At 63.2% G+C, this 24,492-nt stretch carries 29 protein-coding genes; 6 read left to right on the forward strand and 23 right to left on the reverse strand.

Going from position 1 to position 24,492, the window contains the following annotated elements:
- Positions 1–38 precede the first annotated feature (38 nt).
- Positions 39–2,495 carry an aminopeptidase N gene (gene pepN / locus BJD99_RS07565; RefSeq protein ID WP_179142229.1) on the forward strand — a complete coding sequence of 819 codons (2,457 nt, stop codon included), beginning with the start codon at positions 39–41 and terminating at the stop codon, positions 2,493–2,495.
- A gap of 49 nt (positions 2,496–2,544) precedes the next feature.
- On the forward strand, positions 2,545–2,847 hold the full coding sequence (locus BJD99_RS07570; protein ID WP_084346177.1) for a hypothetical protein: 303 nt from the start codon (positions 2,545–2,547) through the stop codon (positions 2,845–2,847).
- A 19-nt stretch (positions 2,848–2,866) separates the two neighbouring features.
- Here BJD99_RS07570 and BJD99_RS07575 read toward each other — a convergent pair whose 3' ends face one another.
- Both BJD99_RS07575 and BJD99_RS07580 read right to left on the reverse strand, forming a co-directional pair.
- Positions 2,867–3,955 carry a PLP-dependent cysteine synthase family protein gene (locus tag BJD99_RS07575; RefSeq protein ID WP_084346178.1) on the reverse strand — a complete coding sequence of 363 codons (1,089 nt, stop codon included), beginning with the start codon at positions 3,953–3,955 and terminating at the stop codon, positions 2,867–2,869.
- The gene (locus BJD99_RS07580) at positions 3,955–4,275 is read right to left on the reverse strand and encodes a DUF4229 domain-containing protein (protein ID WP_084346179.1); all 321 of its coding nucleotides are present in this window, start codon (positions 4,273–4,275) and stop codon (positions 3,955–3,957) included. The genes BJD99_RS07575 and BJD99_RS07580 overlap by 1 nt, the downstream gene beginning before the upstream one ends.
- 337 nt (positions 4,276–4,612) lie before the next feature.
- Between BJD99_RS07580 and BJD99_RS07585 the strand changes: the two genes are divergently transcribed.
- Both BJD99_RS07585 and BJD99_RS07590 read left to right on the forward strand, forming a co-directional pair.
- A complete protein-coding gene (locus tag BJD99_RS07585) occupies positions 4,613–4,825 on the forward strand; it encodes a BldC family transcriptional regulator (RefSeq protein WP_084346180.1) in 213 nt (70 codons plus the stop codon).
- A 100-nt stretch (positions 4,826–4,925) separates the two neighbouring features.
- Positions 4,926–5,126, forward strand: a complete 201-nt coding sequence (locus BJD99_RS07590) for a hypothetical protein (RefSeq protein WP_084346181.1) — start codon at positions 4,926–4,928, stop codon at positions 5,124–5,126.
- Between the two features lie 49 nt (positions 5,127–5,175).
- Here the strand turns inward: BJD99_RS07590 and BJD99_RS07595 are convergent, their stop codons facing one another.
- From BJD99_RS07595 to BJD99_RS07650, 12 genes are all read right to left on the reverse strand, one after another.
- Positions 5,176–6,567, reverse strand: a complete 1,392-nt coding sequence (locus BJD99_RS07595; protein ID WP_256895540.1) for a MinD/ParA family protein — start codon at positions 6,565–6,567, stop codon at positions 5,176–5,178.
- 92 nt (positions 6,568–6,659) lie between these two features.
- Complete coding sequence (ccsB, locus tag BJD99_RS07600) at positions 6,660–7,628, reverse strand: c-type cytochrome biogenesis protein CcsB (protein WP_084346182.1); 969 nt, start codon at positions 7,626–7,628, stop codon at positions 6,660–6,662.
- Between the two features lie 3 nt (positions 7,629–7,631).
- On the reverse strand, positions 7,632–9,275 hold the full coding sequence (locus BJD99_RS07605; protein ID WP_084346183.1) for a cytochrome c biogenesis protein ResB: 1,644 nt from the start codon (positions 9,273–9,275) through the stop codon (positions 7,632–7,634).
- Positions 9,272–10,093, reverse strand: a complete 822-nt coding sequence (locus BJD99_RS07610; RefSeq protein WP_084346184.1) for a cytochrome c biogenesis CcdA family protein — start codon at positions 10,091–10,093, stop codon at positions 9,272–9,274. Before BJD99_RS07610 ends, BJD99_RS07605 begins: the two co-directional genes overlap by 4 nt.
- Positions 10,090–10,692 carry a TlpA disulfide reductase family protein gene (locus tag BJD99_RS07615; protein WP_084346185.1) on the reverse strand — a complete coding sequence of 201 codons (603 nt, stop codon included), beginning with the start codon at positions 10,690–10,692 and terminating at the stop codon, positions 10,090–10,092. The genes BJD99_RS07610 and BJD99_RS07615 overlap by 4 nt, the downstream gene beginning before the upstream one ends.
- On the reverse strand, positions 10,685–11,359 hold the full coding sequence (locus BJD99_RS07620) for a histidine phosphatase family protein (protein ID WP_084346186.1): 675 nt from the start codon (positions 11,357–11,359) through the stop codon (positions 10,685–10,687). Before BJD99_RS07620 ends, BJD99_RS07615 begins: the two co-directional genes overlap by 8 nt.
- Positions 11,356–12,681: a glutamate-1-semialdehyde 2,1-aminomutase gene (hemL, locus tag BJD99_RS07625; RefSeq protein WP_084346384.1), complete on the reverse strand. Its 1,326-nt coding sequence runs from the start codon at positions 12,679–12,681 to the stop codon at positions 11,356–11,358. Before hemL ends, BJD99_RS07620 begins: the two co-directional genes overlap by 4 nt.
- Before the next feature lie 52 nt (positions 12,682–12,733).
- A complete protein-coding gene (locus BJD99_RS07630) occupies positions 12,734–13,435 on the reverse strand; it encodes an alpha/beta fold hydrolase (RefSeq protein ID WP_084346187.1) in 702 nt (233 codons plus the stop codon).
- Positions 13,436–13,578: 143 nt separating this feature from the next.
- On the reverse strand, positions 13,579–14,232 hold the full coding sequence (locus BJD99_RS21245) for a hypothetical protein (RefSeq protein ID WP_256895541.1): 654 nt from the start codon (positions 14,230–14,232) through the stop codon (positions 13,579–13,581).
- A gap of 133 nt (positions 14,233–14,365) precedes the next feature.
- Complete coding sequence (gene bioD / locus BJD99_RS07640) at positions 14,366–15,046, reverse strand: dethiobiotin synthase (RefSeq protein WP_084346188.1); 681 nt, start codon at positions 15,044–15,046, stop codon at positions 14,366–14,368.
- Complete coding sequence (locus BJD99_RS07645; protein ID WP_084346189.1) at positions 15,043–16,185, reverse strand: 8-amino-7-oxononanoate synthase; 1,143 nt, start codon at positions 16,183–16,185, stop codon at positions 15,043–15,045. The genes bioD and BJD99_RS07645 overlap by 4 nt, the downstream gene beginning before the upstream one ends.
- 13 nt (positions 16,186–16,198) lie before the next feature.
- Complete coding sequence (locus BJD99_RS07650; protein WP_084346190.1) at positions 16,199–17,467, reverse strand: adenosylmethionine--8-amino-7-oxononanoate transaminase; 1,269 nt, start codon at positions 17,465–17,467, stop codon at positions 16,199–16,201.
- 105 nt (positions 17,468–17,572) lie between these two features.
- Between BJD99_RS07650 and BJD99_RS07655 the strand changes: the two genes are divergently transcribed.
- On the forward strand, positions 17,573–17,779 hold the full coding sequence (locus tag BJD99_RS07655; RefSeq protein ID WP_084346191.1) for an inositol 2-dehydrogenase: 207 nt from the start codon (positions 17,573–17,575) through the stop codon (positions 17,777–17,779).
- A gap of 42 nt (positions 17,780–17,821) precedes the next feature.
- Positions 17,822–19,795 (forward strand): acyl-CoA dehydrogenase, encoded by a 1,974-nt coding sequence (locus tag BJD99_RS07660; protein WP_084346192.1) that lies wholly within the window; start codon positions 17,822–17,824, stop codon positions 19,793–19,795.
- A 91-nt stretch (positions 19,796–19,886) separates the two neighbouring features.
- On the opposite strand, the gene BJD99_RS07665 is transcribed toward BJD99_RS07660, so the two are convergent.
- The 9 genes from BJD99_RS07665 to hemB form a co-directional block, all read right to left on the reverse strand.
- On the reverse strand, positions 19,887–21,041 hold the full coding sequence (locus tag BJD99_RS07665) for a sorbosone dehydrogenase family protein (protein WP_084346385.1): 1,155 nt from the start codon (positions 21,039–21,041) through the stop codon (positions 19,887–19,889).
- 71 nt (positions 21,042–21,112) lie between these two features.
- On the reverse strand, positions 21,113–21,289 hold the full coding sequence (locus tag BJD99_RS07670) for a heavy-metal-associated domain-containing protein (protein ID WP_084346386.1): 177 nt from the start codon (positions 21,287–21,289) through the stop codon (positions 21,113–21,115).
- A gap of 51 nt (positions 21,290–21,340) precedes the next feature.
- A complete protein-coding gene (locus BJD99_RS07675; RefSeq protein ID WP_084346193.1) occupies positions 21,341–21,622 on the reverse strand; it encodes a metal-sensitive transcriptional regulator in 282 nt (93 codons plus the stop codon).
- Between the two features lie 15 nt (positions 21,623–21,637).
- The gene (locus BJD99_RS07680) at positions 21,638–21,886 is read right to left on the reverse strand and encodes a hypothetical protein (protein WP_256895543.1); all 249 of its coding nucleotides are present in this window, start codon (positions 21,884–21,886) and stop codon (positions 21,638–21,640) included.
- Positions 21,883–22,356 carry a hypothetical protein gene (locus BJD99_RS07685; protein ID WP_084346388.1) on the reverse strand — a complete coding sequence of 158 codons (474 nt, stop codon included), beginning with the start codon at positions 22,354–22,356 and terminating at the stop codon, positions 21,883–21,885. The genes BJD99_RS07680 and BJD99_RS07685 overlap by 4 nt, the downstream gene beginning before the upstream one ends.
- 55 nt (positions 22,357–22,411) lie before the next feature.
- Positions 22,412–22,570, reverse strand: a complete 159-nt coding sequence (locus BJD99_RS20950) for a hypothetical protein (RefSeq protein WP_179142230.1) — start codon at positions 22,568–22,570, stop codon at positions 22,412–22,414.
- A gap of 72 nt (positions 22,571–22,642) precedes the next feature.
- Positions 22,643–22,765, reverse strand: a complete 123-nt coding sequence (locus tag BJD99_RS21250; RefSeq protein WP_254900410.1) for a hypothetical protein — start codon at positions 22,763–22,765, stop codon at positions 22,643–22,645.
- An 80-nt stretch (positions 22,766–22,845) separates the two neighbouring features.
- Entirely contained in the window at positions 22,846–23,469 is a 624-nt protein-coding gene (locus BJD99_RS07690) for a hypothetical protein (protein WP_084346194.1), read from the reverse strand.
- Positions 23,470–23,485: 16 nt separating this feature from the next.
- Entirely contained in the window at positions 23,486–24,460 is a 975-nt protein-coding gene (hemB, locus tag BJD99_RS07695) for a porphobilinogen synthase (RefSeq protein WP_084346195.1), read from the reverse strand.
- Positions 24,461–24,492 lie beyond the last annotated feature (32 nt).

The raw sequence follows: 24,492 nt of genomic DNA on the forward strand, positions 1-24,492 counted from the left end.
CCCACCCGCAGCGCTACCGAGCGGCTTACGCTCGACAGGTGAACACTGCGAACCTCACCCGTACCGAGACACGCCGTCGCTCGCGACACATCACCGAAGTCTCGTATCGGATCGAGCTGGATCTACTCGGTGCGACCGACGCCGACACCGACACGTTCACTTCTCGCACCACCATCGACTTCGACGCGTCCACCCCGGCGACCTGGATCGATTTCCTCGGCGCGGAAGTAAAATCGGTCAGGCTCAACGACGTCGAAATTCCAGTGGTCTACGACGGCGCACGCATTCAGCTCTTCGGCTTGGCCTCGAGAAACACGGTCGTCGTCGACGCGTTGGCTCGCTACAGCCGGTCCGGTGAGGGTCTTCACCGTTTCGTCGACCCTGTCGACGACGAGGTATATCTCTACACCCAGTTCGAACCTGCCGACGCCCGACGCGTGTTCGCGAATTTCGAACAGCCCGATATCAAGGCGCCGTTCACCTTTGTGGTCACCGCGCCGTCGGGCTGGGAAGTTCTCTCCAACCGGACTGGAATCCGCACGGGAGACACGGTGACCTTCGCCCCCACCTTGCCCATCTCGACGTATATCACCGCCGTCGCCGCAGGCCCCTATCACCGGTCCGAATCATCCTGGACTCGAGACGATCTCACCGTGGAGCTCGGCGCACTGTGCAGAGCTTCGCTCGCCGAATACTTCGATCCCGAGGACATCTTCGATATCACTCGTCGGGGGCTCGACTTCTTCCACGACAAATTCCGATACCCGTACCCGTTCGGCAAATACGACCAGATCTTCGTTCCCGAGTACAACCTCGGCGCAATGGAGAATCCCGGCTTGGTCACGTTCACCGAATCCTACGTATTCCGTTCCGCTGCAACAGATGCTCAGTACGAAGCTCGTGCCAACACGATTCTGCACGAAATGGCGCACATGTGGTTCGGCGATCTCGTGACCATGGAGTGGTGGGACGACCTGTGGCTGAAAGAATCCTTCGCCGACTTCATGGGCGCATTCGCCTCCGCAGACGCAACGCGCTTCACCGACGCCTGGGTCAGTTTCGCGAACAGGCGTAAGGCCTGGGCGTATCTGCAGGACCAGCTCCCGACGACCCACCCCATCGTCGCCGACATCACCGACCTCGAAGCTGCCAAACTGAACTTCGACGGCATCACCTACGCCAAGGGCGCCAGCGTGCTCAAACAACTGGCGGCATACGTCGGCGACGAGGCTTTCTTCGAGGCCTCGCGGCGGTATTTCGCCGAGTTCGCTTTCGGCAACACGACACTGGCCGATCTGCTGACTCATGCCTCCGCCGCCTCCGGGAGGAATCTGGACAGCTGGGCCACCGCCTGGCTACAGACCAGCGGCGTATCGACACTCTCCTACACCGGCAGCAGCGTCGAGCAGACCGATCCACGCCCGCACCGCCTGGCCATCGGACTGTACGACGCGGATGCCGATGGCAATCTCGTTCGGACGGAGCGTCGCGAGGTCGATATCGTCGATGCGAGTACACCTATCGAATTGCCCAGTGCCGCATTGATTCTCCTCAACGATGACGACCTGACATACGCCAAGATTCGACTCGACGAGAAATCCCTTGCCACTATCTCCGGCTCTCTGGACCGAATTGTCGATCCCTTGGCTCGGGGATTGATCTGGTCGGCACTGTGGAACGCGACACGGGACGCAGAATTCGCACCGACGAAGTTCTTGGACCTCGTCTCGCGGTTCGCGCCGTCGGAGAGCAAGGTCGGCATCTTGGAGGCCGTTCTCGCCAACGCCCAGTACACGATCGATCACTACCTTCCGGACGGTCAGGATGCTGCTCGACTCTGGTTGGACACGTGCTGGTCTCGACTGATGTCGGCCGATGCTGGAAGTGACGCCCAAGTGGTGTGGCTGCGCGCGGTCGGCGCGGCGGCCCAGAACTCCGATTCCAGGGCCGAGGACATCTTCGGACTACTCGACGGCACCCTGCCCCTCGCGGGCCTCGATCTCGATCCACAGCAACGGTGGTTGCTGATGCGCGCTCTCAGCGCATCCGGCCGCGCCCACAAGGACGCGATCGATGCCGAATTGACCTTGGACGCCTCGGCTTCCAGCCGCAATTCGTATCGCGCTGCGATCTCGGCCCGACCGACGTCCGAAGCGAAGTCTGCGGCGTGGTCGGCCTTGATGGACTCCGACGACCTGTCCAACGACGCAGTCGACGCAACGGTCTCCGGGTTCCGTGCCGGTGGGCGACGTGATGTGTCGGCGTCCTTCGACTCTCGCTACTTCGAGGCGATCGCTGACCTCTGGGCCGGGCGAAGTATCGAGATCGCCCGGAGGCTCGTCATCGGATTGTTCCCGCAGCAGCAGAGCACCGAGGACGCCGACGCGTGGCTCGCTGCTCACCAGTGGGCGCCTGCGGCGCTTCGCAGGCTCGTCATCGAACAGCGGGACCACCTCGCCCGGGCCATTCGGGTGCGTGAAGCGGCGAAGTCCTGACCGAACTCGTATGCGGCGTGCGGCGCCCTTCGGCACTACTGTCGGGGGTATGGCTCTGAATACGATTGCAACGTCAGCGCTCGCGGCCGGCGGACTCCTCGGCGGTTTCGCGGTGGCACGGAAGACGAAGAACCGGCCACTCGGAGGCGCTGTCCTCGCGGCGGCAAGTGTCGCATGCACGCTCTCATGGAATGCGTCCTCGGGCCCGAAGGTCGCCGGCGCGCTCCTGGCGACCTACCTCGTGGGTTTCGGGGCCTCGCACCCGCTGGCGAAGAAGATCGGCGCCTGGCCTGCCGTGGGTTCGGTGGCGGCGGCGACGGCAGCGGCGTCGGTCGTGTTGATGCGGGAGTAGAGCCTGCGGGACTGGGGGTTCAGGGTGCGAATTCTCCGGTTTTGAGGAAGTTTTCGAGGACCGATGTCGGGCCGGTCAGGTCCATTCCTTGCTCGGCGACCCAGCTGTCGTCGAAGTAGGTGTCGGCGTAGCGTTCTCCGCCGTCGCACAGCACTGTCACGACGCTGCCGTGGTTGCCGGCGGAGATCATGTCGGAGATGAGCCCGAAGGCACCCCACATGTTGGTTCCGGTCGATCCGCCGACGCGCTTCCCGAGAACTGTGGATGTGTGTCTGGTGGCGGCGACGGATGCTGCGTCGGGCACGGCGATCATGCGATCGATGACCTGTCCGACGAAGGATGGTTCGATTCGTGTACGTCCGATTCCTTCGATCCGAGATGGTTTGTCGGTCTCGTAGTCGGCGCTTCCGCTTTCGTACCCTCCGATGAAGGCGGAGTTCTCCGGGTCCACGACGGCCAATCGTGTGGCGTGCCGTCGGTATCGGATGTAGCGGCCGATGGTGGCGCTGGTGCCGCCGGTTCCTGCTCCTACGACGACCCAGGTGGGTATGGGTGACTCTTCGCGGGTGAGTTGGTCGAAGATGGATTCGGCGATGTTGTTGTTTCCGCGCCAGTCGGTTGCGCGTTCGGCGTGGGTGAACTGGTCCATGTAGTGCGTGTCGGGTTCGGCGGTGAGTCGGTGCGCTTCGGTGTACATCGCGGCAGGGTCGTCGACGAAGTGACATTTTCCGCCGTGGGTTTCGATGAGCGCAATTTTGGCGGGGCTGGTGCTGCGCGGCATGACGGCGACGAAGCGCAGGCCGAGTAGGCGCGCGAAGTATGCCTCACTGACTGCTGTCGATCCGGAGGATGCTTCGACGACGGTGGTGTTCTCGGTAACCCAACCGTTGCAGATCGAGTAGAGGAACAGTGAGCGCGCGAGCCGGTGCTTGAGGCTTCCGGTGATGTGCGTGGACTCGTCTTTGAGGTAGAGCTGGACGTTCCAGGCGGCCGGCAGTGGGTAGCGCAGCAGATGGGTGTCGGCGCTACGTTGGGCGTCGGCGTCGATCAGCCGGACTGCGTTGTCGACCCATTCACGCGACGCCGAGTGATCGACGATGCGGGTCATCAACGGCCGTCTTCTCCGCGGAGCTTCGATTGCAGATCTGCACGCGCTTGCCTGCGTCCCTCGTCCACTCCGGCGATCGACACGTTGACCCGTATGCGAAGTGACTTGAACAGCAGCAGCGACAGCGGCAGGGCGATCAGCACTCCGAACACCGCGGCGACGAGTATGGGCACCTCGACGCCGAAGATGAGACCGATTCCGAAGATGGCGGCGGCGATGACGATGACGAGCAACAAGCGTGCTCCGGTGTAAAGAGCTATGTCACGGAACAGCTGACCCTTTGTTGCGGTGGGCGCGGGGGGCGTGTTGCTTTCGGTCACGACCCCAGGCTACCGCTCGGAACAACCCTTCTCGATGCCGCCTGACTTATCCGATTTGTCCATTACCTCCCCTTTACCAACTTTAGGTCAGTCGAGTACCTAGGGGTCTGGATGTAACCATGGGTCTCGTACACCACGCGTGCTCGACCGATCGGACGAGAACGCAGGTCCTCGCGGGCGGGTCCCGATTCGGGATTCACACCTCACGAGGGCGGGTCTTGCTTCACCGAGGACCCCGTAGGGGTGAAGACACACCAGCAGTACCGGACACATCAGCAGTACCGGACACATCAGCGATCGATCAAACGCGATTCAGCACGCAGGAGGACACGAGAAGATGAGCGCACCAACTCTGCACAAGGCTCAGGATTCACTGCTCACACCGGGGCAGGTAGCGGCGCTCTTTCATGTCGATCCGAAGACTGTGACCCGATGGGCACACGCAGGACGGCTCGGATCACTTCGGACACCCGGCGGCCACCGTCGTTTCCGTGAGTCCGAGGTCATGGCTTTGCTGACCTCGCTGACCACCGAGGCCGGACACAGGTAGCTCGCCGCTCACACAGAAGAGGCGATTCTCAGGAAACTGCGAGCCGCGTGGGGTGCACATCGCATCCCCACGCGGCTACCCTCTTATGAGGAGGTGCGACATGATCTATCTTTTGGCGATGATCGGCTTGGTAGCAGTGATCGTCTTGTTCTGGAAGGCGTTCGGTCCGACGATGCAGGAACCCGCAGGCAAGGTGATCGGGCCTGACGACGACCCAGAATTCCTGTGGAAGATGAATCGCGATACTCGACGCTCGGGCACCGATGGTCAGGATTCGGGAAAACAAGATCAACCAGAGTAACGAGCGAGACGGGTGAACCGTCCTCGCGCCTCTGTCTGCAGCCCGCTCCTCAGGAGCGGGCTGTTCTTGTCCGATCTTCCGTGCGCGCGGCGTCCGGCCGAGTGCTGGGGAAGTCTGCGGCTACGGCAGCAGCCAATTCCAACAGAGCGAACCGAGTCTTGGGTTTGAGTCGACCGAGGTCGATCTCCGCTCCCTCTTCCAGGTGCGGGTCGAAGGGCACGAGCACGACTTGCCTGCAGCGTTGCGCAAAGTGCTCGACCACCTTTGCCAAATCGACTTTCCCCGCTCGCGGCCGCACGGCATTGACGACGGCTACCGAGGATCGAACGAGATCTCGGTAGCCGTGTGCGTCGAGCCAATCGAGGGTGGCCGACGCACTCCTAGCCCCGTCGACCGAGCTGGAACTGACCACAACCAGTGAATCGGAGCCGGACAGGATGCTGTCCATGGCGGAGTGCATCAAACCGGTACCGCAATCGGTCAGGACGATGCTGTAGAACTTTTCGAGCAGATCGACGGCGCGATCGTAGTCGCTGCCGCTGAATGCTTCCGACACAGCAGGGTCGGAGTCCGACGCAAGCACCTCGAGCCTGAACTCGTTCTGCGAGGTGTATCCGCGTACGTCGCTGTATCGATCCAAACTGTCGATGTCGCGCAGCATGTTTCGCACTGTCGCCGGCGTTTCGATGGGCACTTTCTGACTCAGCGTGCCTCGATCGGGATTGGCGTCGACAGCTATGACGCGGTCGCCTCTGATGTCCGCGAACATGGATCCGAGAGTCGCCGTAGTCGTGGTCTTTCCGACGCCGCCCTTGAGGCTGAGCACCGACACTCGGTAGCAGCCGACCAGTTGGCGGTCGACCTGTCGAACGAGGCGCAATTGTTTTTCGTCCCGCGGACTGTTGCCCAGGTTCACCCGCTTGCCCGACGCGGAATACAGCCACCGGCGCCAACCCGATAGTGGCGCGGGGCTGACCTGTTTCACCAGCAACGCATTGGTCAGATCGAGTGCGGACGAAGCGATTACCGGCGTAGGTAGCGAAGTCTGCGGCGCAGTGCGTGGATGCCGATCCTCGGTCGGCATCGGTACCGGCGTCGACCGGAAACCAGGGTCGGGTGCAGTTTCGACCATAGCCTCAGGTGGGTCGAGCAGGGCCTCGGGTGCAGCGTCGGCTGGCGGCTCGGCGATCGTGACAACAGGAGCCTCGGCCTCGTGCACCGCTGCAGCCACGGGTTCAGGTTCAGGCTCACGGGATGGAGCCTCCACCGGCGCGACGACCGAGGCCGTGACGCCCAGTGGTGTGGCTTCTGGCGGTGTGACTTCTGGAGGGGTGACTGCTGGAGGCGTGACTTCAGCAGGTGTAGTGATCGACGAAGGCCGGTCCTCGTCCGGCTCTTCCGGCCGCACCGCCTGCCACGAACTCATTTGCCAATCGGCCATGAACTTGTCCCCCCACCGTTACCGAGACAGGTGACGCGCTCCCCAGCACGCCACCTTCGGTCCTGCCAATAATTTCAGGCGGACGTTACCAGCTAGTTCAGACCGGCATAGGAGTGCAGACCGGAGACCACCATATTGATGATGAAGAGGTTGAACAACATGGTGACGAAACCACCGACGTTGATCCAGGCTGCGCGGGTGTTCCGCCATCCCGACGTTGCACGAGCATGCAGGTACGCGGCGTAGATGACCCAGGTGATGAAGGACATCGTTTCCTTGGGATCCCAGCCCCAGAAGCGACCCCACGCTGCTTCTGCCCAGATTGCACCGAGGATGACGCCTGCACCGAACAGAGGGAACGCCATGATCGTCGTCTTGTACGCGAGCCGATCGAGCGCTTGAGCGTCGGGCAGCTTGGCGGCGAATCTGCCGAGCGCGGTGCTCTTCTCCTCGCCGGCGGGCTGCTTGATGCGCAGCAGAAACAGCAGGCTCGCGACGCCGGAGACGAGCAGGATTCCACTGCCGACGCTGACGATGGTGACGTGGATAGGCAGCCAGTAGGAGCGCAGTGCAGGCACGACGGGTGCTGCGTCGGCGTAGAGCTTCGTGGCGGCAAGGAACATCAGAATGATGATCGGCGCCAGGACGAAGACGAGCATCGGGCGCATCGCTCGCTTACGCAGCAACACGATCGAGGTCAGGGTCGCAGCGGCGGTGGCCATGGTGACGAACTCGTACATGTTGCCCAGCGGGAACCGGTGCGTTGCGAACCCGCGCAGGACGACCGCTGCGACATGCAGCACGAGTGCGAGGATCAGCAGCGCGTATCCCATACCGGCCAGACGCTCGGACAGCGGACGCTTCGGCGCGTCGGCAATGCGCCCCGGGCCGGTGGCTGTCGCGATCGGCGCACCGGAGCCGACAAGTTCCTCGGAGTGGACGGCCGAGGCCTTCACCGAGGCGTACTGCGCAATGAGCAGGATGAATGCGAGTACGTAGATCGTGAATGAGGACTCGAAAGACCAGTCGCTGTACTGCGAGAGCGTCTCGTTAATCGGCATCGGTCAGTTCTCCTGGTCGTTCTTCGTGTTCACAGAGTTTGCGTCGACAGTTTTCACGTCGGCAATCAGACGCTCGCAGAGGTTGTCGAACTCCTCACCCCACCCGGCCTGATCGGTACGAGCCAACCCGCCAAGTTCTACTACAGTACGTCGTGGGTCAGCATCCGCAAGGAGTCGGACCCACACTCGGCGCCTCTTGATCACCAGCGAGACCAGCAGTCCGCTCATCATCGTCAGCGCGAAAACGAGCACCCAGGTCTGCGCCGGATCGTGCGACACCTGCAGATTCACGAACTCTTCGGCACCGTCGAATCGGACCGTCGTGCCGTCGGACAGCGTCGACGCCTCACCTGGCTTCAGGTTGATTCGGTCCTGCTTGACGAGCCTGCCTTGGTTGATCATCTCCTGGTTCAGCGTGAACAGTGACTGCGGAAGTCCGGTATCGAGTCCGGTGTCACCCTTGTAGATGTCGATGGCGACGGCGGGGTCGGTCATCGCCGGGAAGCTGGAGGAGAGCAGCTTGTCGTGGAAGAACGCAGTCGGTGCGAATAGGCCCTCGATCGCGATCTGGTTCTTGCGACGGTCCTCTGCGTCGGGGTAGAGCCCTCCCGGTGGGTCGATGCGCATCACGCCGCTGGAGAGGAAGGTCGTGGCGTCGGTCGGTTGCCACTGGATGGTCTCGGTGCGGGTTTCGCCGTTCGGGAAGGTCACCGTGAATGTCGGTGCGTATCCGTGGCCTTGCAGGTAGACACGGTCCCCTGCCACCCGTAGCGGATGGTTGACCTGCAGGACATCGGACTTCCAGACATTGTTCGCGAGGTCGTCCCCTGCCTGGTACTCGATGTTGGACGTGAACTGCTCGGCCTGACCGTTCTCCAGGTAGTCGGCCTTGAAATCCTCGACCCGGACGCACAGTGGTTCGAGTCCGGTGCCGTCGACGAGGTTGCCTGCGCGGAAACTGTCGTAAATTGCCGGTGAGGTGCTACAGATCCCTGGCCCGTCGTTGGCGATGACCACGACGTTGCCTTCGTATCCGAACAGCTTGCCCAGCGCGATGGCGGCAAGGAGCAGGACGAGCGAGATATGGAAGACGAGGTTGCCGAACTCTCGGAGGTACCCCTTCTCCGCAGACAGCGTCACCTCCCCGTTGCTTTCACGCTTCTCCACGCGCCAGCCGCGCAATTGTGCCTGCACGATTGCTGCAGTGTCCTCGGGTGACCCGTCGGCGACGTACCGACGATGGTGCGGAAGTCGCGACAGGTTCCGGGGAGCCCGAACAGGTCTGGTACGCAAGGCTTTTCCGTGCTCTATGCAGCGCGGAAGAATGCAGCCGATGAGTGAGACGAACAGCAGTACGTAGATGGCGGTGAACCAGAAGCTGCTGAAGACGTCGAACAGTTCCAGCTTGTCCATCAGCGGGCCGAGCGTCGGGCGGGCGGCGATGTACTCGTCGACCTTGCCCGCGTTGAGGCTGCGTTGGGGAACCAATGCACCGGGAATCGCCGCGAAGGCCAGCAGGAAGAGCAGCACGAGCGCCGTCCGCATGCTCGTCAGGCCACGCCAGGTGTTGCGGGCGCCTGCGAGGACGCGTCGCGGCGGGGATTGGCGCCGGGGCGCCTGCTCCGGCCGGGTGTCGAGATCGGTCATATCGGCAACACCACGTCCGATACGAAAGCGTCACGGACCCAACCGACGAACACGTCCCACGCGCCGGTCACGAGGGCAATTCCTACTGCTATCAACATGATTCCGCCGAATACCTGTATCTGTCGTGAATGGGTACGAAGCCAGCCGACTCCGCGAAGTGCGCTGACCGATCCGAAGGCGAGAATGACGAACGGCAATCCGAGTCCGAGGCAGTACGCGACGATGAGTATCACTCCGCGTGCCGCCGTCGCCCCTTCGGTTCCCGCGGCGAGCGAGATGACGCCCGCGAGGGTCGGTCCGAGGCACGGGGTCCATCCCAATGCGAACACGCCACCGAGCAGTGGTGCGCCGACGAGACTGCCGACTCGGCGCGGCTCGAATCGGACGTCGCGCTGCAGGGCAGGCACCAGTCCGACGAACACCAACCCCATTGCGATGGTGACGACGCCACCTATTCGCATCAGCAGTTCGCGATTGACTGCCAGTACCGAGATCGCGCCGAAGACCGTGGCCGTCGCCAGTACGAACACCACGGTGAAGCCGAGGACGAACAGCCCTGCCGCACCGGCGACTCGCATGCGAGTCCGAGTCCGCACCTTCGTCGTCGCAGCTTCCGTCGCGGTCACCGCCGGTGCGTCGGCCCCGACTACCCCCGCGAGATACGACAGATATCCGGGAACCAGCGGAACCACGCACGGCGACGCGAACGAGACGAGACCGGCGAGCACGCACACGCCGAAGGCGAGGACGAGTGGACCCGTCGACGCCGTCGTCTGAAACGTCTCGCCGATGCCCGCCAAGTGGACCGTGTTACTCACTGTTGCTCGGGCCCCTCGCCCGCGACCCGTTCGACGACGGGTTGCAGGTCCTCGGCGAGCAGTTCACGTAGGAAGACTGCTGCGACGCGGTGTTCCTTGTCGAGCACGATCGTGGTGGGAACCACCGAAGTCGGTATGCCGCCGAGAGCGGTGAGGGTGCGCATCGGGGGGTCGTAGATCGACGGGTAGGTCACGTTGTTGTCGATGACGAAGTCCTGGGCCTTGTCCTGGGCGTTGTCGCGGACGTTGATACCGAGGAACTGGACGCCGAGATCCTTGGTGTTCTCGTAGACCTCTTCGAGGTCGTCGGCCTCACCGCGGCACGGTCCGCACCACTGCCCCCAGACATTGATCACGACGGCCTTACCTTCGTAATCGGACAACGACGTCGTGTCGCCTTCGGTCATCAGGTCGGGCCCGGACAACGTGCCGACCGTGCCGCGCTCGGACGGCGGGTCGTAGAAGATCTCGGTCTGGCCACCCGGCGAGACGAAGTCGAAGGTACCGCCGGTGGCAACCGCGTCGGTGCCGGTAGCGCAGGCGCCGAGCAGTGCCACCACGGAGATGCCGGCAGATGCGGCAGTGAGAAATCTACGCACCGGTGATCCTGGGATCGCTGGCACCGCCGGGCTCGGAGTAGACGATGTCCACGAGGGTGTCGCCCTCGTAGACGAGAGAGGTGAGCGAAGCGAGACCGCACTGACGGTGCCGCGGGTCGTGCCAGAGTCGTTCTCCCTGCAGGAATCGCCGCAGTGTCCACACCGGCAACTGATGGCTGACGACGACGGCTTCGTGGCCCACCGCGGCGACACGTGCAGCTCCGACCGCGGCGAGCATGCGGTGCGCGATCTGTAGGTACGGCTCGCCCCACGACGGGGTGAACGGGTTACGTAGCTTCCACCAGTGGCGCGGACGGCTCAGAGCGCCGTCGCCGACTGCGACGCGAAGGCCCTCGAAGTCGTTTCCCGCTTCGATGAGGTTCTCGTCCTCCGCCACCGTGAGCCCGTGCGCCGCCGCGATCGGTGTCGCAGTTTCCTGCGCGCGTTGGAGCGGCGATGCGACAACGAGCGCTATGTCGTGTCCGGCAAGAGCATTGGCGACGGCAGTGGCTTGGGCCTGGCCCGTGACCGACAGCCGGAATCCGGGGAGGCGTCCGTACAGGATGCCCTTCGGATTGTGCACTTCACCGTGACGCAGGACATGGACGATTGTCCTGCTGGCCTGGTGCGGATGCGTGGCGTCGTTCGTGGTGGGCGCGTCGGTCACTTGGAGGTTCCAGCTTCTGCTTGGGCTGCTGCACGAGCGGCGGCGGGTAGAGCGTCGGCGATGATCGAGAAGGCTGTGTCGTCCAGGGCTGCGGAGACGAACCAGGCTTCGAATGCGCTCGGCGGCGGATAGACGCCGCGGGAGAGCAGGCCGTGGAAGAAGGCCGGGTAACGCCAGGTCTCGGCTGCCTTGGCACCTGCATAATCGGTGACCGGTCCGTCGGAGAAGAACACGCTCACCATAGTGCCCGCGAACTGCACATGATGACGAACGCCTGCCGCGGTGAGGGCATCGCCGAGGAGTCCGCCGAGCTGCTTGGAGTTGTTCTCGAGCTTTTCGTAGACCGCCGCATCGGCCAGTCGCAGGCTGGCCAGTCCGGCTGCGACGGCAACCGGGTTACCGGACAAGGTGCCCGCTTGGTAGACCGGACCGGCTGGGGCGAGGTAGGCCATGATGTCGGCGCGACCACCGAATGCAGCTGCGGGGAGCCCGCCGCTCATGACCTTGCCGAAGGTGTAGAGATCGCCTGCGACGCCGTCGATGCCGTACCAACCGGCGGCGCTGACACGGAATCCCGTCATCACTTCGTCCATGATCAGCAGTGCACCGTTGTCGGTGGCGATGCGACGTAGACCCTCGTTGAAGCCGGTGACCGGCGGGACTGCGCCCATGTTGCCTGCGGCAGCCTCGGTGATGATGCAGGCGAACTCGCCTGGATTCTCCGCGAACGCGGTCTCGACGGCAGCGAGGTCGTTGTACGGAACCACGATCGTGTCGCCGGCCTGCGCACCCGTCACGCCTGGCGACGTCGGCAGCCCGAGTGTCGCGAGACCCGAGCCTGCATCGGCGAGCAACGCATCGACATGTCCGTGATAGCAGCCGGAGAACTTGAGGATCTTGGTGCGTCCGGTGAAACCGCGCGCGAGGCGGACCGCGCTCATCGTGGCCTCTGTGCCGGAATTCACAAGGCGAATCTGCTCCACCGGACCCACACGGCCGATGATTTCCTCCGCGAGCTCGATTTCCCGCTGGGTCGGCGCGCCGAACGACAGGCCCGTCGCTGCTGCCTTCTGGACCGCTTCGACCACGACCGGATGGGCGTGTCCGTGGATCATCGGACCCCACGAGGAGATCAGGTCGACGTAGGACTTTCCGTCGGCGTCGATCATCGTGTATCCGCTGGCCTCGGCGATGAACCGTGGGGTTCCACCTACCGATTGGAAGGCGCGAACCGGGGAGTTCACTCCACCAGGAATCACCGCGCTCGCGCGCTCGAAGAGTCGGGCCGAAACAGGGGCATCGTCGCCGGTCGGAACAGTCACGAACTCCAGTGTCCCAGGTTTACCCGTTTCGCCAACTACAGGGCGTAATAATTCACCGATCGCCACCGAGTTCGGCTCGATACGCCTGAAGTCTGTCGGCGAGCAGAATGGGCTGCGACAGTGCCGCCAAGTGCCCACCGGGCATCTCGTCGAGGTCCATCCCGAGCCGTTCTGCTACGACTCTTCGCTGAAACTCGATCGGGAAGAAACGGTCCTCCGCACCCTGCAGGAAACGCGTCGGGACATCGGGCCACTGCGTCGACGGGTACGGAAGGACGAACGGGCCGTCGGATTGTTCGGGAGCACCACGCCGCATGGCCTCGGCAGTGACCTCAGGGGGAACGTCGTGAAAGAAGACGTCGGTAACGAGATCCTCGGTGTCGATCGAACGGCCCTCACGCTGTGCCTGTTCGGCTCGCGCCTGCGCCGACCCCGTCGCCTCCCACCACTCGCCCGGTGACTCTCCGGGCTTCGGCGTCATCGCATTGAGCAGGACGATCATCGAGACTTCTGTTCTCTGCGCGACGAGGGGCGCGGTGAAGCCGCCCAACGATTGCGCAACGAGAACATCGGTACCGACGCCACCCATCGCAGCAAGGACTGCGTCGGTGTACTCGACCAGACCGGCGTCCGGGTCGTCGGCCGGCAGGGTGACCGCGACGACGTCGTAGCCTCGTCGTACCAGCTCCGCTTCCAACAAATGCCAGTACCAGCCGTCGCCGCCCGCACCTGGAATCAGAACGAAATCGTGCATCGACTTCTCCTGCCGTTTGCGGAAATATTTTAATGGCCGGCCGGCTGCGGGATGTAGCAACGACAAAACCCGCCCGCCGAAGTTCCGCTCCCAATAGGAGAACAGACTTCGGCGGGCGGACAGTAGAGAGCTACAGCTGAAACCTACGGTGCGCGGTGCTCGCCACCACGCGGGTCGTTCGGCAGGTGCTCGTCACCACGAACAACCTTGTCACCACGAACAGCACTGTCACCACGGACAGCACTGTCACCACGAACGGCACTGTCCTCGTTGCCTACGACGCCGTCCGGACGCACGTTGCCGTCGCGAACTCCCTCGTCATGGATCGCACCCTCATGGCGGCCGGTTTCGTGATGGGCGGTTTCGTGGTGGCCGGTGTGAGTGGCATTCGGGGCGACCATCTTCTCCGCGGATGCCTTGTCGACACTGCCCGACTTGCTGGTGCCGGTCTTGGTGTTCACGTCGGGATCGATCTTGTTGGCGCGGGCGAACTCCGCATCCAATTCGTCGCGCGAGGTTGCAGCATCACCCTGGTGGGTTTCGGCCTGCAACGACAGACGGCGAGCTTCGGCCGCCTTGGCCTCGGCATCGGCCTGCGAGCGGCGCGCTTTCGCTGCGCTCTCGTCGGCTATCGCCTGGCGCTCCTCGACCTGCACGGACTTTTCGGCAGCCTTCTCACGAATACGTTCGGCTTCCACGCGTCGGCCGGATTTTTGCTTCCTGGCAAGCGCCAGTGCGATCGCAACGATGAGCAGTACTACTACAACAGCAATCACTATCCATACTGCAGTGTTCATTTCCAGCCCCCAACTGTAGGTGTGGCCTCTTGAGTACCCGACGCCGACGGCAATAAACGAAAAGTCCGGTTTTTCTCCCCGTTCTCCCCTTTCACCAGCGGCGCAGTGGTCGAAATTGTGGGCGAATCTCGTGTCACCGAAACAGAATGTCTTCGATTCCGTCGAACCAGGACGGCGCTGCAGCGGTGAATTCGGGTGAGCTCAGCTTGCCCGCGCCTTCCGGTAGGCGGCCCAGCAGTGCCGTCGACGTCACCTCGGGCAGTTCGTCGAGGTTCGAAGTGGCCGCCGTATCGGGCGCACTCGGCCATGACCCGATCACCAGGCCCGCGCACCACACACCGGCCGCTTCGAGCGCAGACACGGTGAGAGCGGAATGATTGAGCGTTCCCAACCCGGCACCGCAGACGACGAGGACCGGGGCGCCTACTCTGCGGGCGACGTCGACAAGAGTGAATCCGCCGAGTCCCAGTCGTACGAGCAGCCCACCTGCGCCCTCGACGAGCACCACGTCGGCGTCGAGGGCGCTCACGGCACCGCAGACGTCTTCGAGTCGAAGTAGCGGCATCGAGCTGCGACGAGCCGCGACGTCGGGTGCCAATGGTTCCGGGTAGCGGGCCAGTTCCAGTAGATTTTCGACCCCGGTGAGTCGAGAAATCTCTTCGAGGTCACCCGGCTCGCCAGTTGCGACACCGGTCTGTGCGGGTTTACATACCGCAACAGAGCGTCCCGACGCTCGTACTGTCGCCGCGAGTGCCGCGGTGACGATGGTCTTGCCGACGTCGGTGGACGTTCCGGTGACGAAGAGAACGCTCACAGAAGTGACCGGTTCAGCACGGATCGCAGGACTTCGCGAACAACGGTGAGGTCGTCCTCGGTCAGCGTGGCCCGTGCGGTGAGTCGCAACCGCGAGGTGCCCTCGGGGACGGACGGCGGGCGAAAGCAGCCGACGTGCACGCCTTGTCTGCGGGCGTACTGCGCGGCTTCAAAGGCTTCGATCGCATCCCCGAGCACGACCGACACGACGGCCGATTCCGGTTCCGCTACTCCGACGATGTCGGCCAAATCCTGCGCCCGCTCGCGCACTGCGACTGCGCGCGCAGGTTCGCGGACGAGTACCGAGAGAGCGGCTCGAGCTGCCGCGACGGCCGCCGGTGCGAGTGCAGTGTCGAAGATGAACGGCCTGGCGACGTCGACGAGGTGCTCCCGCACTGCGGGCGGGCCCAGAACCACCCCGCCCTGGGAGGCGAGGGCCTTCGACAGCGTCGCGGTGATGACCAGGTCCGGCAGGCCGTGCAGACCGAGTTCGTGCACCAACCCACGTCCGCCGGCTCCCCGGACACCGAGTCCGTGTGCTTCGTCGACGATCATCAGAGCGGAGTACTTGCGGCAGAGTGCATGTAGTTCGGTCAGCGGCGCGAGATCGCCGTCGGCGCTGAACACCGAGTCGGTGACGAGGAGCGCTCGCTCTTCCTGCCTGGTCTGCAGCGTCCGCTCGACTGCGCCGAGGTCCGCTCGGTCGAATACCTCGATACGAGCGCGCGAGAGCCTGCAGGCATCGACGAGCGAAGCATGAGAGGCCGAGTCGGACATCACGAGTGCGCCACGACCCGAGAGCGCCGACACCACAGCAAGATTCGCGGTGTATCCCGAGGAGAACACCAATCCCGATTGCGCGCCGACGAAGGCTGCGAGTTCGGATTCGAGCTCACAGTGCAGCGTCGTCGTGCCGGTGACAAGTCTCGATCCGGTCGAACCGGTGCCCCAATCACGCACGGCAGCGCAGGATGCCTCGACAACTTCGGGGTGCCGAACCAGGCCGAGGTAGTCGTTCGACGCGAGATCGATGACCGAATCGCCTCGACGGCGTGCTGTCGGCGTGCGATGTAGCCCGAGCGTTCGGCGGGTGTTCGCCGCTTCGGTCAGCCAGTCGAGTGTCCTCACCCGAGAGACCATACTTGAACAGTGTTCAAGTTGCTGAGGCGATAGCCACCATTGCCTTCGCGATGCGCTCTACGTCCTGCTTCTCGCACACGTACGGCGGCATGGCATAGACCAGCCTGCCGAACGGACGAAGCCACACACCATGAGCCACAGCCGTATCCGTCGCGAGTTGCATGTCGACGGATTCTTGCATCTCGATCACCCCGATCCCGCCTCGCACCCGGACGTCCGCAACACCGGGTAGTGACTGGGCAGGCGCCAAACCCGAGCGCAGGCCCGATTCGAGTGCAGCGACCTCCGTACGCCAGTCTCTGGCGAGAAGTAACTCGACAGCAGCAACCGCGACCGCACACGCCAACGGATTCGCCATGAACGTCGGGCCGTGCATCAAGCCACCGGCCTCGCCTGCACTGATGACCTCCGCGACCTCCGAAGTGCACAGTGTGGCCGCCAGAGTCATGTACCCGCCGGTCAAAGCCTTTCCCACGCACATGACGTCCGGGGCAACGCCCGCGTGGTCGGCCGCGAAGAGTGCGCCGGTTCGACCGAAACCAGTGGCGATCTCGTCGAATACCAGCAAGACATCGTGGTCGTCGGCCATCCGACGCAACTCGGCGAGGTAGCGCGGATCGTGGAACCGCATCCCGCCCGCACCCTGCACTACCGGTTCGACGACGATCGCTGCGATTTCGCCTGCGTTGCTCGCGAGAATCTTTTCGAACAGTTCGACGTAGCCCGGATCGAATTCACTCGGCGGTACGGGAGCGAAGAGCTGGGCATTGAGCACATCGGTCCACAGTGTGTGCATCCCGCCGTCGGGATCACAAATGCTCATCGGCGCGAAAGTGTCGCCGTGATATCCGCCGCGCCAGGTCAACAATCTGCTCTTGCGGGGCAGACCGCGACTGCGCCAGAACTGAATACACATCTTGACCGCGACCTCGACCGAGACCGACCCGGAATCGGCGAGGAACACCTTGTCGAGGCCATCGGGGGTGATGGACACCAGAAGTTCTGCAAGCCGAGCGGCCGGCTGGTGGGTAAGTCCGCCGAACATGACGTGACTCATCTTGCCCAGCTGGTCGCGCACCGCCGCGTCGAGCACCGGATGGCGATATCCGTGCACGGCCGCCCACCACGAGCTCATGCCGTCGACCAGCTCGCGGCCGTCGCTCAGACGCAACCGGACGCCGGCTGCACTCTCCACGACAAGTGGTGCGGTCGAGGCGGGAAAACCGCCGTACGGGTGCCAGACGTGCGCGGCATCGGTTCGCAGAATCTGTGAGGTATCGATGCGCCGACACTAGAGGATCGACCGAGTCGGAAGATTCTGCGGTGCGGGGTATTCGAACGGCAGAACATGTTACGACGATGTTACCGCTGCATTACAGTGAGATGGGTGGAAGCACAACACGAACCCGCGCGGTGCGCATGGCCGGACGGCTGGCGCGAGCACCTCATCAGTGAATTCGACGGCTCCAGCCCACTTGTCACTCGTGCGCTCGCGGACAACGGTGCGTCCCTTTTTCACGACGGCCCGTATGCCCGCAACGAATTCTGGTTGCGACTGCGAGCTTTCGGCCGTAATTATCTGTGGCCTTCCTGACCCTTCACTCCCGGCTCGGCGCCCGAAAGGTTACCGTCGAGTATGGCAACCACTTCTGAGCACCTTCGCAACACCTTGGACGGCCGCTGGCGTGATGTGAAGAACGAGGCCCGCAGGCAACTCGTTCGAGACGAGTTCCGTCCGCACTACACCCCGAACACCGTGATCGCCCGCACCAAAGCTTTGGAACAAATGAAGCTACTTGCTCGAAACGGCGTAGCCGAAGACGGTTTCAAGAAGGAACACGGCGGCGGCGGAGACGTCGGCGGGGCCGTGACGATGATCGAGATGCTCGCCATGTCGGACCTCTCACTGATGGTCAAAGCCGGAGTGCAATGGGGACTGTTCGGCGGGGCCATCGAAAACCTCGGCACCGAACGCCATCACGAGGCCTACGTACGGCGCCTCATCGACCTCGATCTCCTCGGCTGTTTTGCGATGACGGAGACCGGCCACGGCAGCGATGTGCAGGCCCTCGAGACCACCGCCACGTACGACGCCGAGACCGACGAATTCGTCGTGCACTCCCCCACGCCGTCCTCACGCAAGGACTACATCGGCGGCGCGGCCGAAACTGCGACCGTCGCAGCAGTATTCGCGCAGTTGATCACCGCAGGACCGGGCGAGGAGCCGGAAGGACACGGAGTCCACTGCTTCTTCGTTCCGTTGCGCGACGAGAACGGCGCGGACCTCCCCGGAGTTACGACCAGCGACTGCCAGTACAAGGGCGGACTCCCCGGAGTCGACAACGGGCGCATCATGTTCGACCACGTCCGCATTCCGCGCGACAACCTGCTCAACAAGTACGCCGACGTCGCCGCGGACGGCACGTACTCCTCGCCAATCGAGAACTCGAGTCGACGCTTCTTCACGATGCTCGGCACGTTGATTCGTGGTCGCGTCACCGTCGGTGGCAGCGCGGCCGCCGCTGCTCGCGTCGCCCTGGATATCGCGACGCAATATGCCCTGCAGCGCAGGCAGTTCACGGCACCGGATTCCGAAGAAGAAGTCCTCATCATGGACTACCTGGTGCATCAACGTCGACTGTTCCCACTGATCGCCAAGTCCTATGCGTTGCAATTCGCTCAGAACGAGCTCGTGGCAAAGATGCACGAGCTTCAGACGAGTGACGATCCGGATCCAGAGGAGCAGCGCGAGCTGGAGTCCCGCGCAGCGGGGTTGAAAGCAGCCAACACCTGGCACGCGACCGCCGCAATTCAACAAGCGCGCGAAGCCTGCGGTGGCGCAGGCTATCTGGCCGAGAATCGACTCATCTCACTCAAAGCGGATACCGATGTGTTCACCACGTTCGAAGGTGACAACCACGTGTTGACGCAACTCGTCGCGAAAGAGCTACTCACCGCCTATGCCGACGACGTGAAGAGCATGAGCCCGGTCGAGTGGGTTCGCTTCGCCGCGGAGTTCGCCGGCGATCGCGTGATCAAACGCACTGCAGCACAGACGATCATCCAGACCATCCTCGACTCTCGCCAGGACAACGAGGAAGAGGGATCGCTGTTCAATCGCGGCACGCAGGTCGGCATGTTCGAGGATCGCGAGAACTATCTTCTGTCGACGGTCGCACGGCGCCTACAGAAGAACTCGAAGGAAATGAGCGCGTTCGACGCCTTCAACTCCGTCCAGGACCATGTGTTGCACGCGGCGCGCGCGCACATCGATCGGATCGTTCTCGAAGCGTTCTGCGCCGGTATCAACTCGTGTGAGGACGAGGCAGCCAAGACGATTCTCGAGCAGGTGTGCGATCTCTATGCACTCTCCGTCATCGAGGAGGACAAAGCCTGGTTCGTCGAGCACCGCTATCTCTCGACGGAGCGATCGAAGGCCGTCACCCGCGGGATCAACGAGCGGTGCCGCTCGCTGCGTCCGCATGCACTCGAGCTGGTCGAGGGCTTCGGCGTGCCGGAAGAACTCCTCGGCGCCGCGATGCTCGGTCATCCGGGCGCGGGAAGCGACGAGGAGTCTGCAGATCATCCGAGCAAGGCTCACGCAGTCTGACGCCGCCATGAGTTGGGGACCATCGCCGGTTGCGTGATGGTCCCTGAGCGTCATCCGGGGAAAGATGGGCGCCATCGGGGAAAGATGGGCATCATCGAGGAGATATGCGCAGCACCTTGTCATCCGAGCCGTTGTCGGTGGTGAGCAGAAGCGAACCGTCGGGCAGACTCGTGACCGAACGGAGCCTGCCGTACTCGTTCTCGAGCGCAACGGCATGCTGAGCGACCCCGGTACCGTCGTCCGTCAGCTTCAGAAAAACCAGCTTCTGGCCCTGTTGACTGGAAACGACAGCTGCACCGTTCCACTCACCCCACGCTGCGCCGTCGGTGAATGCCAGCCCTGGCGTCGCAATCGTCGGTGATCCGGAACTCCAGACCGCAGCGTGTGCACCCGGCACGCGATCGGGGTCGGTCATCTCCACCGACTCGTCGTAGATTCCCGGCTCGCGATCCGGCTTGTATCCGTAGTTCCCGCCGGGAACCAAGAGGTTCAGTTCGTCGTCTCGGCTCGTGCCCTGCTCCACCTCGTACAGTCGGCCGGCGCCGGGTGCGAATGCCAGGCCCTGCACGTTGCGATGTCCGAGTGTGTACACGCGGTCGGGTGCGTCTGCGGCGGGCGAGCCGTCGGCATCGATGTGAAGCACTTTGCCGCCCAGCGAAGTTCGGTCCTGCGGGACAGTCGGGCTCGCAGTGTCCCCGGTTCCGACGAACAGCGAACCGTCTTCTGCAGCCAGGATTCGGCAGCCGCCATGACGGCCGTTGCCGGCGACCGGGATACCGTCGAGTACGGTCGCGACCCGCGTCAATTTCGTCCAGGCCGCGTCGACGGACCAACGAACGACGGCGATGCGGTTCCCCTCGGAGTCGCCTGAACTGTCCATTCCAGCGTCCCCGCCGAGGACGCCTTGGCAGGTGTACAACGTTCTGGACGAGGAAAAATCCCTTGCCAGTTCGATCCCCATCAGACCTGTTTCACCCTCGGCATAGAGATCGCCGAGATCGGCTTCGAGGTCTGCCACCGATCCGTCCGCACGCTCGACGACGAATCGGCCCGACCGTTCGCCGGTCAGGATTGCGCCGTCGGGCGCCACCACCACATCCCATGGCCTGCTCAGGCCGTCCAGTTCGGTTGTCACATCCAGCGCAGGTGCCCCGCTGTCATCCTGGGCAACCGATCCGGACGAGCACGCCAAAGTCATCGTCATGGCCAGGACAACAATTCCGGAACCGGACAGCAGCTTGTTCATTGCACTGCGCCGGATGGTCTGCCCTCGTGGCGATTCGTTGTCGGGTACACGATCAGGTGCAGTTTCGCTCATCAGGACACGAGTGTGTATCCCGCTTCGGTGACCGCGGAAGCGATGGCAGCCGCGTCGATGTCCTGATCGCTCGTGACGACAACTTCACCGCTGGCGACGTCGACGTCCACGCCGCTCACGCCTGCCAGTTCGGATATCTCCTCGGAGACCGATGCGGCGCAATGCTGGCAGGTCATTCCCTCGACGATGTATTTGTTCTGCACTTGTTCACCTTTCTGTACAGGGAATCAGGATCGGACGAGTCGCGCGATCGCGTCGGACGCTTCTTTGACCTTGGCGTCTGCCTCGGGGCCACCTTTGCGCGCCGCCTCGACGACGCACCCGGCGAGGTGCGCGTCGAGCAATTTCAGCGATACCGACTGCAACGCTTTCGTTGCCGCAGACACCTGTGTGAGTACGTCGATGCAGTAGCGATCCTCGGTGACCATCCGCGAAATGCCCGCAACCTGTCCCTCGATGCGTCTGAGCCTCTTCAGCAGGTCGTCTTGTTCAGTGGCATAGCTGCTCATAGGCCCACTATACCCCTACCGGGTATGCGGAGGTGGCTGAAGGAGTCGTCGAACGCCATCGATCAGCAACAACCCCGCGACGATGACACTCACCGCACCCAGCGCGATCCATGGCCCGGCATAACGGGTGGAGACATACTCGGGCCCACCGTTGTCGGCCGCAGCGAACACCGTCTCGGTCACACCCGCGTTCCAACACAGGATCGCAAGAGCCACGAACATCACCGCGGAGACGATCTCGGTGATAGCGAGTCCCCGGATCACGAGTACTCGATGCGCGCATGTTCGAGCGCTGCCCGCAGTCCGTCGTCGTCCTTGGCCCATGCCTGCACGAGAGCCCCATCTTTCACTCGGAGACCTATCGCAGTGCGTCGACGTGGCACCGAATGCAATTCACCGAGCACTCGCGCTGTCTCCCACTTCTTCGGTTCGTAGTCGCCATCGGAGTAATCGATCGGAGGCAGCACCTCCTCTATGTCCGAGATGTCGAGGGTCTCGGACCCCTGCCGTAAGTGATGGGGCGTAACCGCGACGCTCACATGCTTACGTGCGGCACTGACCTGTACGTAGGTGAAGCCGACCAGGATGAGCGCAAACAGCGCCAGAGCGAACCAGTGGACAACGGGGCCGGTCAGGAGTTCGATCACCAACACCAGCACGCAGAACAGCGGCCCCCACAGCAGTGCCCGCCAGCGAGCGCCCTCCTCGCCGAACAGCAATTCCATGTCCGGCAACGGCGAACCGGCCTGGCGTCCATATGTCACTGTGCAAGCGCCCGGGTCGGAGGCGTCAGCTACTGACGACAGCGGGCAGGACGATCGCGAACGCCGCGAGGATGCCCATGGTCACTACGAGGCCGATCAACAGCAACTCCATCCGCATGCTGTGATCCACACGCTCGGTGCGATCGACATGGGGCGTTTGCCTGGACTCGGTCCGAACCTGCATACGACTCCTCTGACCGCCGATTGTGATGGCTGTCACGCTAGCTCAGGCGGCCACGGAAGACAAAACCGCAGGTCAACCCGCACTGAATCCGAGCGCCATGATGAATACCGCAACGGATACTGCCAGCAGCAAACCGAGAAGCGCCCAGGGCTTACCGCGCTCCTGCTCGACCTCGCGGACTTCCGGTTGCGTCATGTGGGATCCGATCACTCGAGGATGATACCGAGTGATGCTATTCACATGATCAGAGAGGGGCGCAAGTGACACGCCGACATTCACTTCTTGCGTGAAGCGAGAAAATACTCGGTGGACTCCTTGCGGTGCATCAGATAGATCGCACCGGCTGCAAGGACACCCTGCGCGATACCCGCAACCGCCATCGACAGCGCCAACGCACCGTCGGCGGAACCGAGTCCGAACAGCTGAGGCAAGGCAAGAACCACTGTCACCGTCCCGATCATCGTCAGGACCATCCGTGCCCACATCCGGCCGAGCCGCATCTTGTTCACCCAGAACAAGAACAGCGCTCCGAAACCCACTCCTAGGAAGACCATGAAGACGAGCGCTGCGGTCAGGTAACTCTCCGCCGACTCCGCGGTCAACGGCACTGATGGCTGCTGGAGCGCGACATCGTCGACGAGTTGCTGCGCGAAGATCGACTTGTCGCCGTAGACGACAACGAGCGTCATCAGCAACTCGAGCATGCCCAGGAGCGCTACACCCCACCACAGATGCCGCGAAGTCTCGACATCCACCGGCGCCGGTCGTTGGACGGACTCGAGCGGCAGGACATCGAACGACGGAATCTTCATCGACGGTGGGCCGTGTTCGGCCTCCCAGCGTTCCCAGTCCGGCTGTGGCCGGGGACTATCGCCTTCGGGCTGCGATGGATCGGTCATCTCTCACCATGCTCGGTCATAGCCACCCAGCTGCTTCCGTCGCCCAATAGGTCAACACCACATCGGCGCCGGCCCGTCGAATACTGGTCAGGGACTCCAGTATTGCCTCGTCGCGATCGATCCAACCGTTCTGCGCGGCCGCGGTGATCATCGAGTACTCACCCGAAATCTGATATGCGGCAACGGGAACCGAAGAAATATTGGCGATGTCTCGCAGAATATCGAGATACGACATGGCTGGTTTGACCATCACCATGTCCGCCCCCTCCGCCAAGTCGAGCTCGACTTCATGGGCAGCTTCGCGGCGATTAGCCGAATCCTGTTGGTAAGTACGCCTATCACCCTGCAGCGAAGACCCGACCGCCTCCCGGAAAGGGCCGTAGAAAGCCGACGCGTACTTGGCCGAATAAGCGAGCTGGCCGACGGCGTCGTGGCCTGCCGTATCCAGACCTTCCCGGATCGCGGCCACCTGCCCGTCCATCATTCCGCTCGGACCCAATAGATGCGCGCCGGCATCTGCCTGCGACAGAGCCATCTCGACGTACCGTGCCAGCGTCGCATCGTTGTCCACGACGCCGTCGGGGGTCAGTACGCCGCAATGTCCGTGATCGGTGAATTCGTCCAGGCACGTGTCCGCCATGAGCACAGTCGAGTCACCGAGATCGGCCTTCAGGCGCCGAAGTCCGCGATTGAGGATTCCGCCGGGATCACTTGCTCCGGAACCCTCCGCGTCCTTGTCCTCGGGGCGCGGCACGCCGAACAGCATCAGACCACCGACGCCCGCCGCCACGGCATCTTCTGCCGCAGCGCTCAGAGAGTCGAGCGTGTGCTGAAAGACACCGGGCATCGAAGAAATCTCGCGCGGCTCACTCAGCCCGTCCGCCACGAACATGGGCAGCACCAGATGCCGCGCTTGCAAAGACGTTTCAGCCACCAACCGACGCAACGCCGGAGTCCGGCGCAGTCGGCGGGGGCGGTCTACGGGAAACAACTGTACGGGCCCTCCTTCGTCGGGCAGCTACG

Source organism: Rhodococcus sp. 1163 (assembly GCF_002091985.1).
Lineage (GTDB): Bacteria > Actinomycetota > Actinomycetes > Mycobacteriales > Mycobacteriaceae > Rhodococcoides.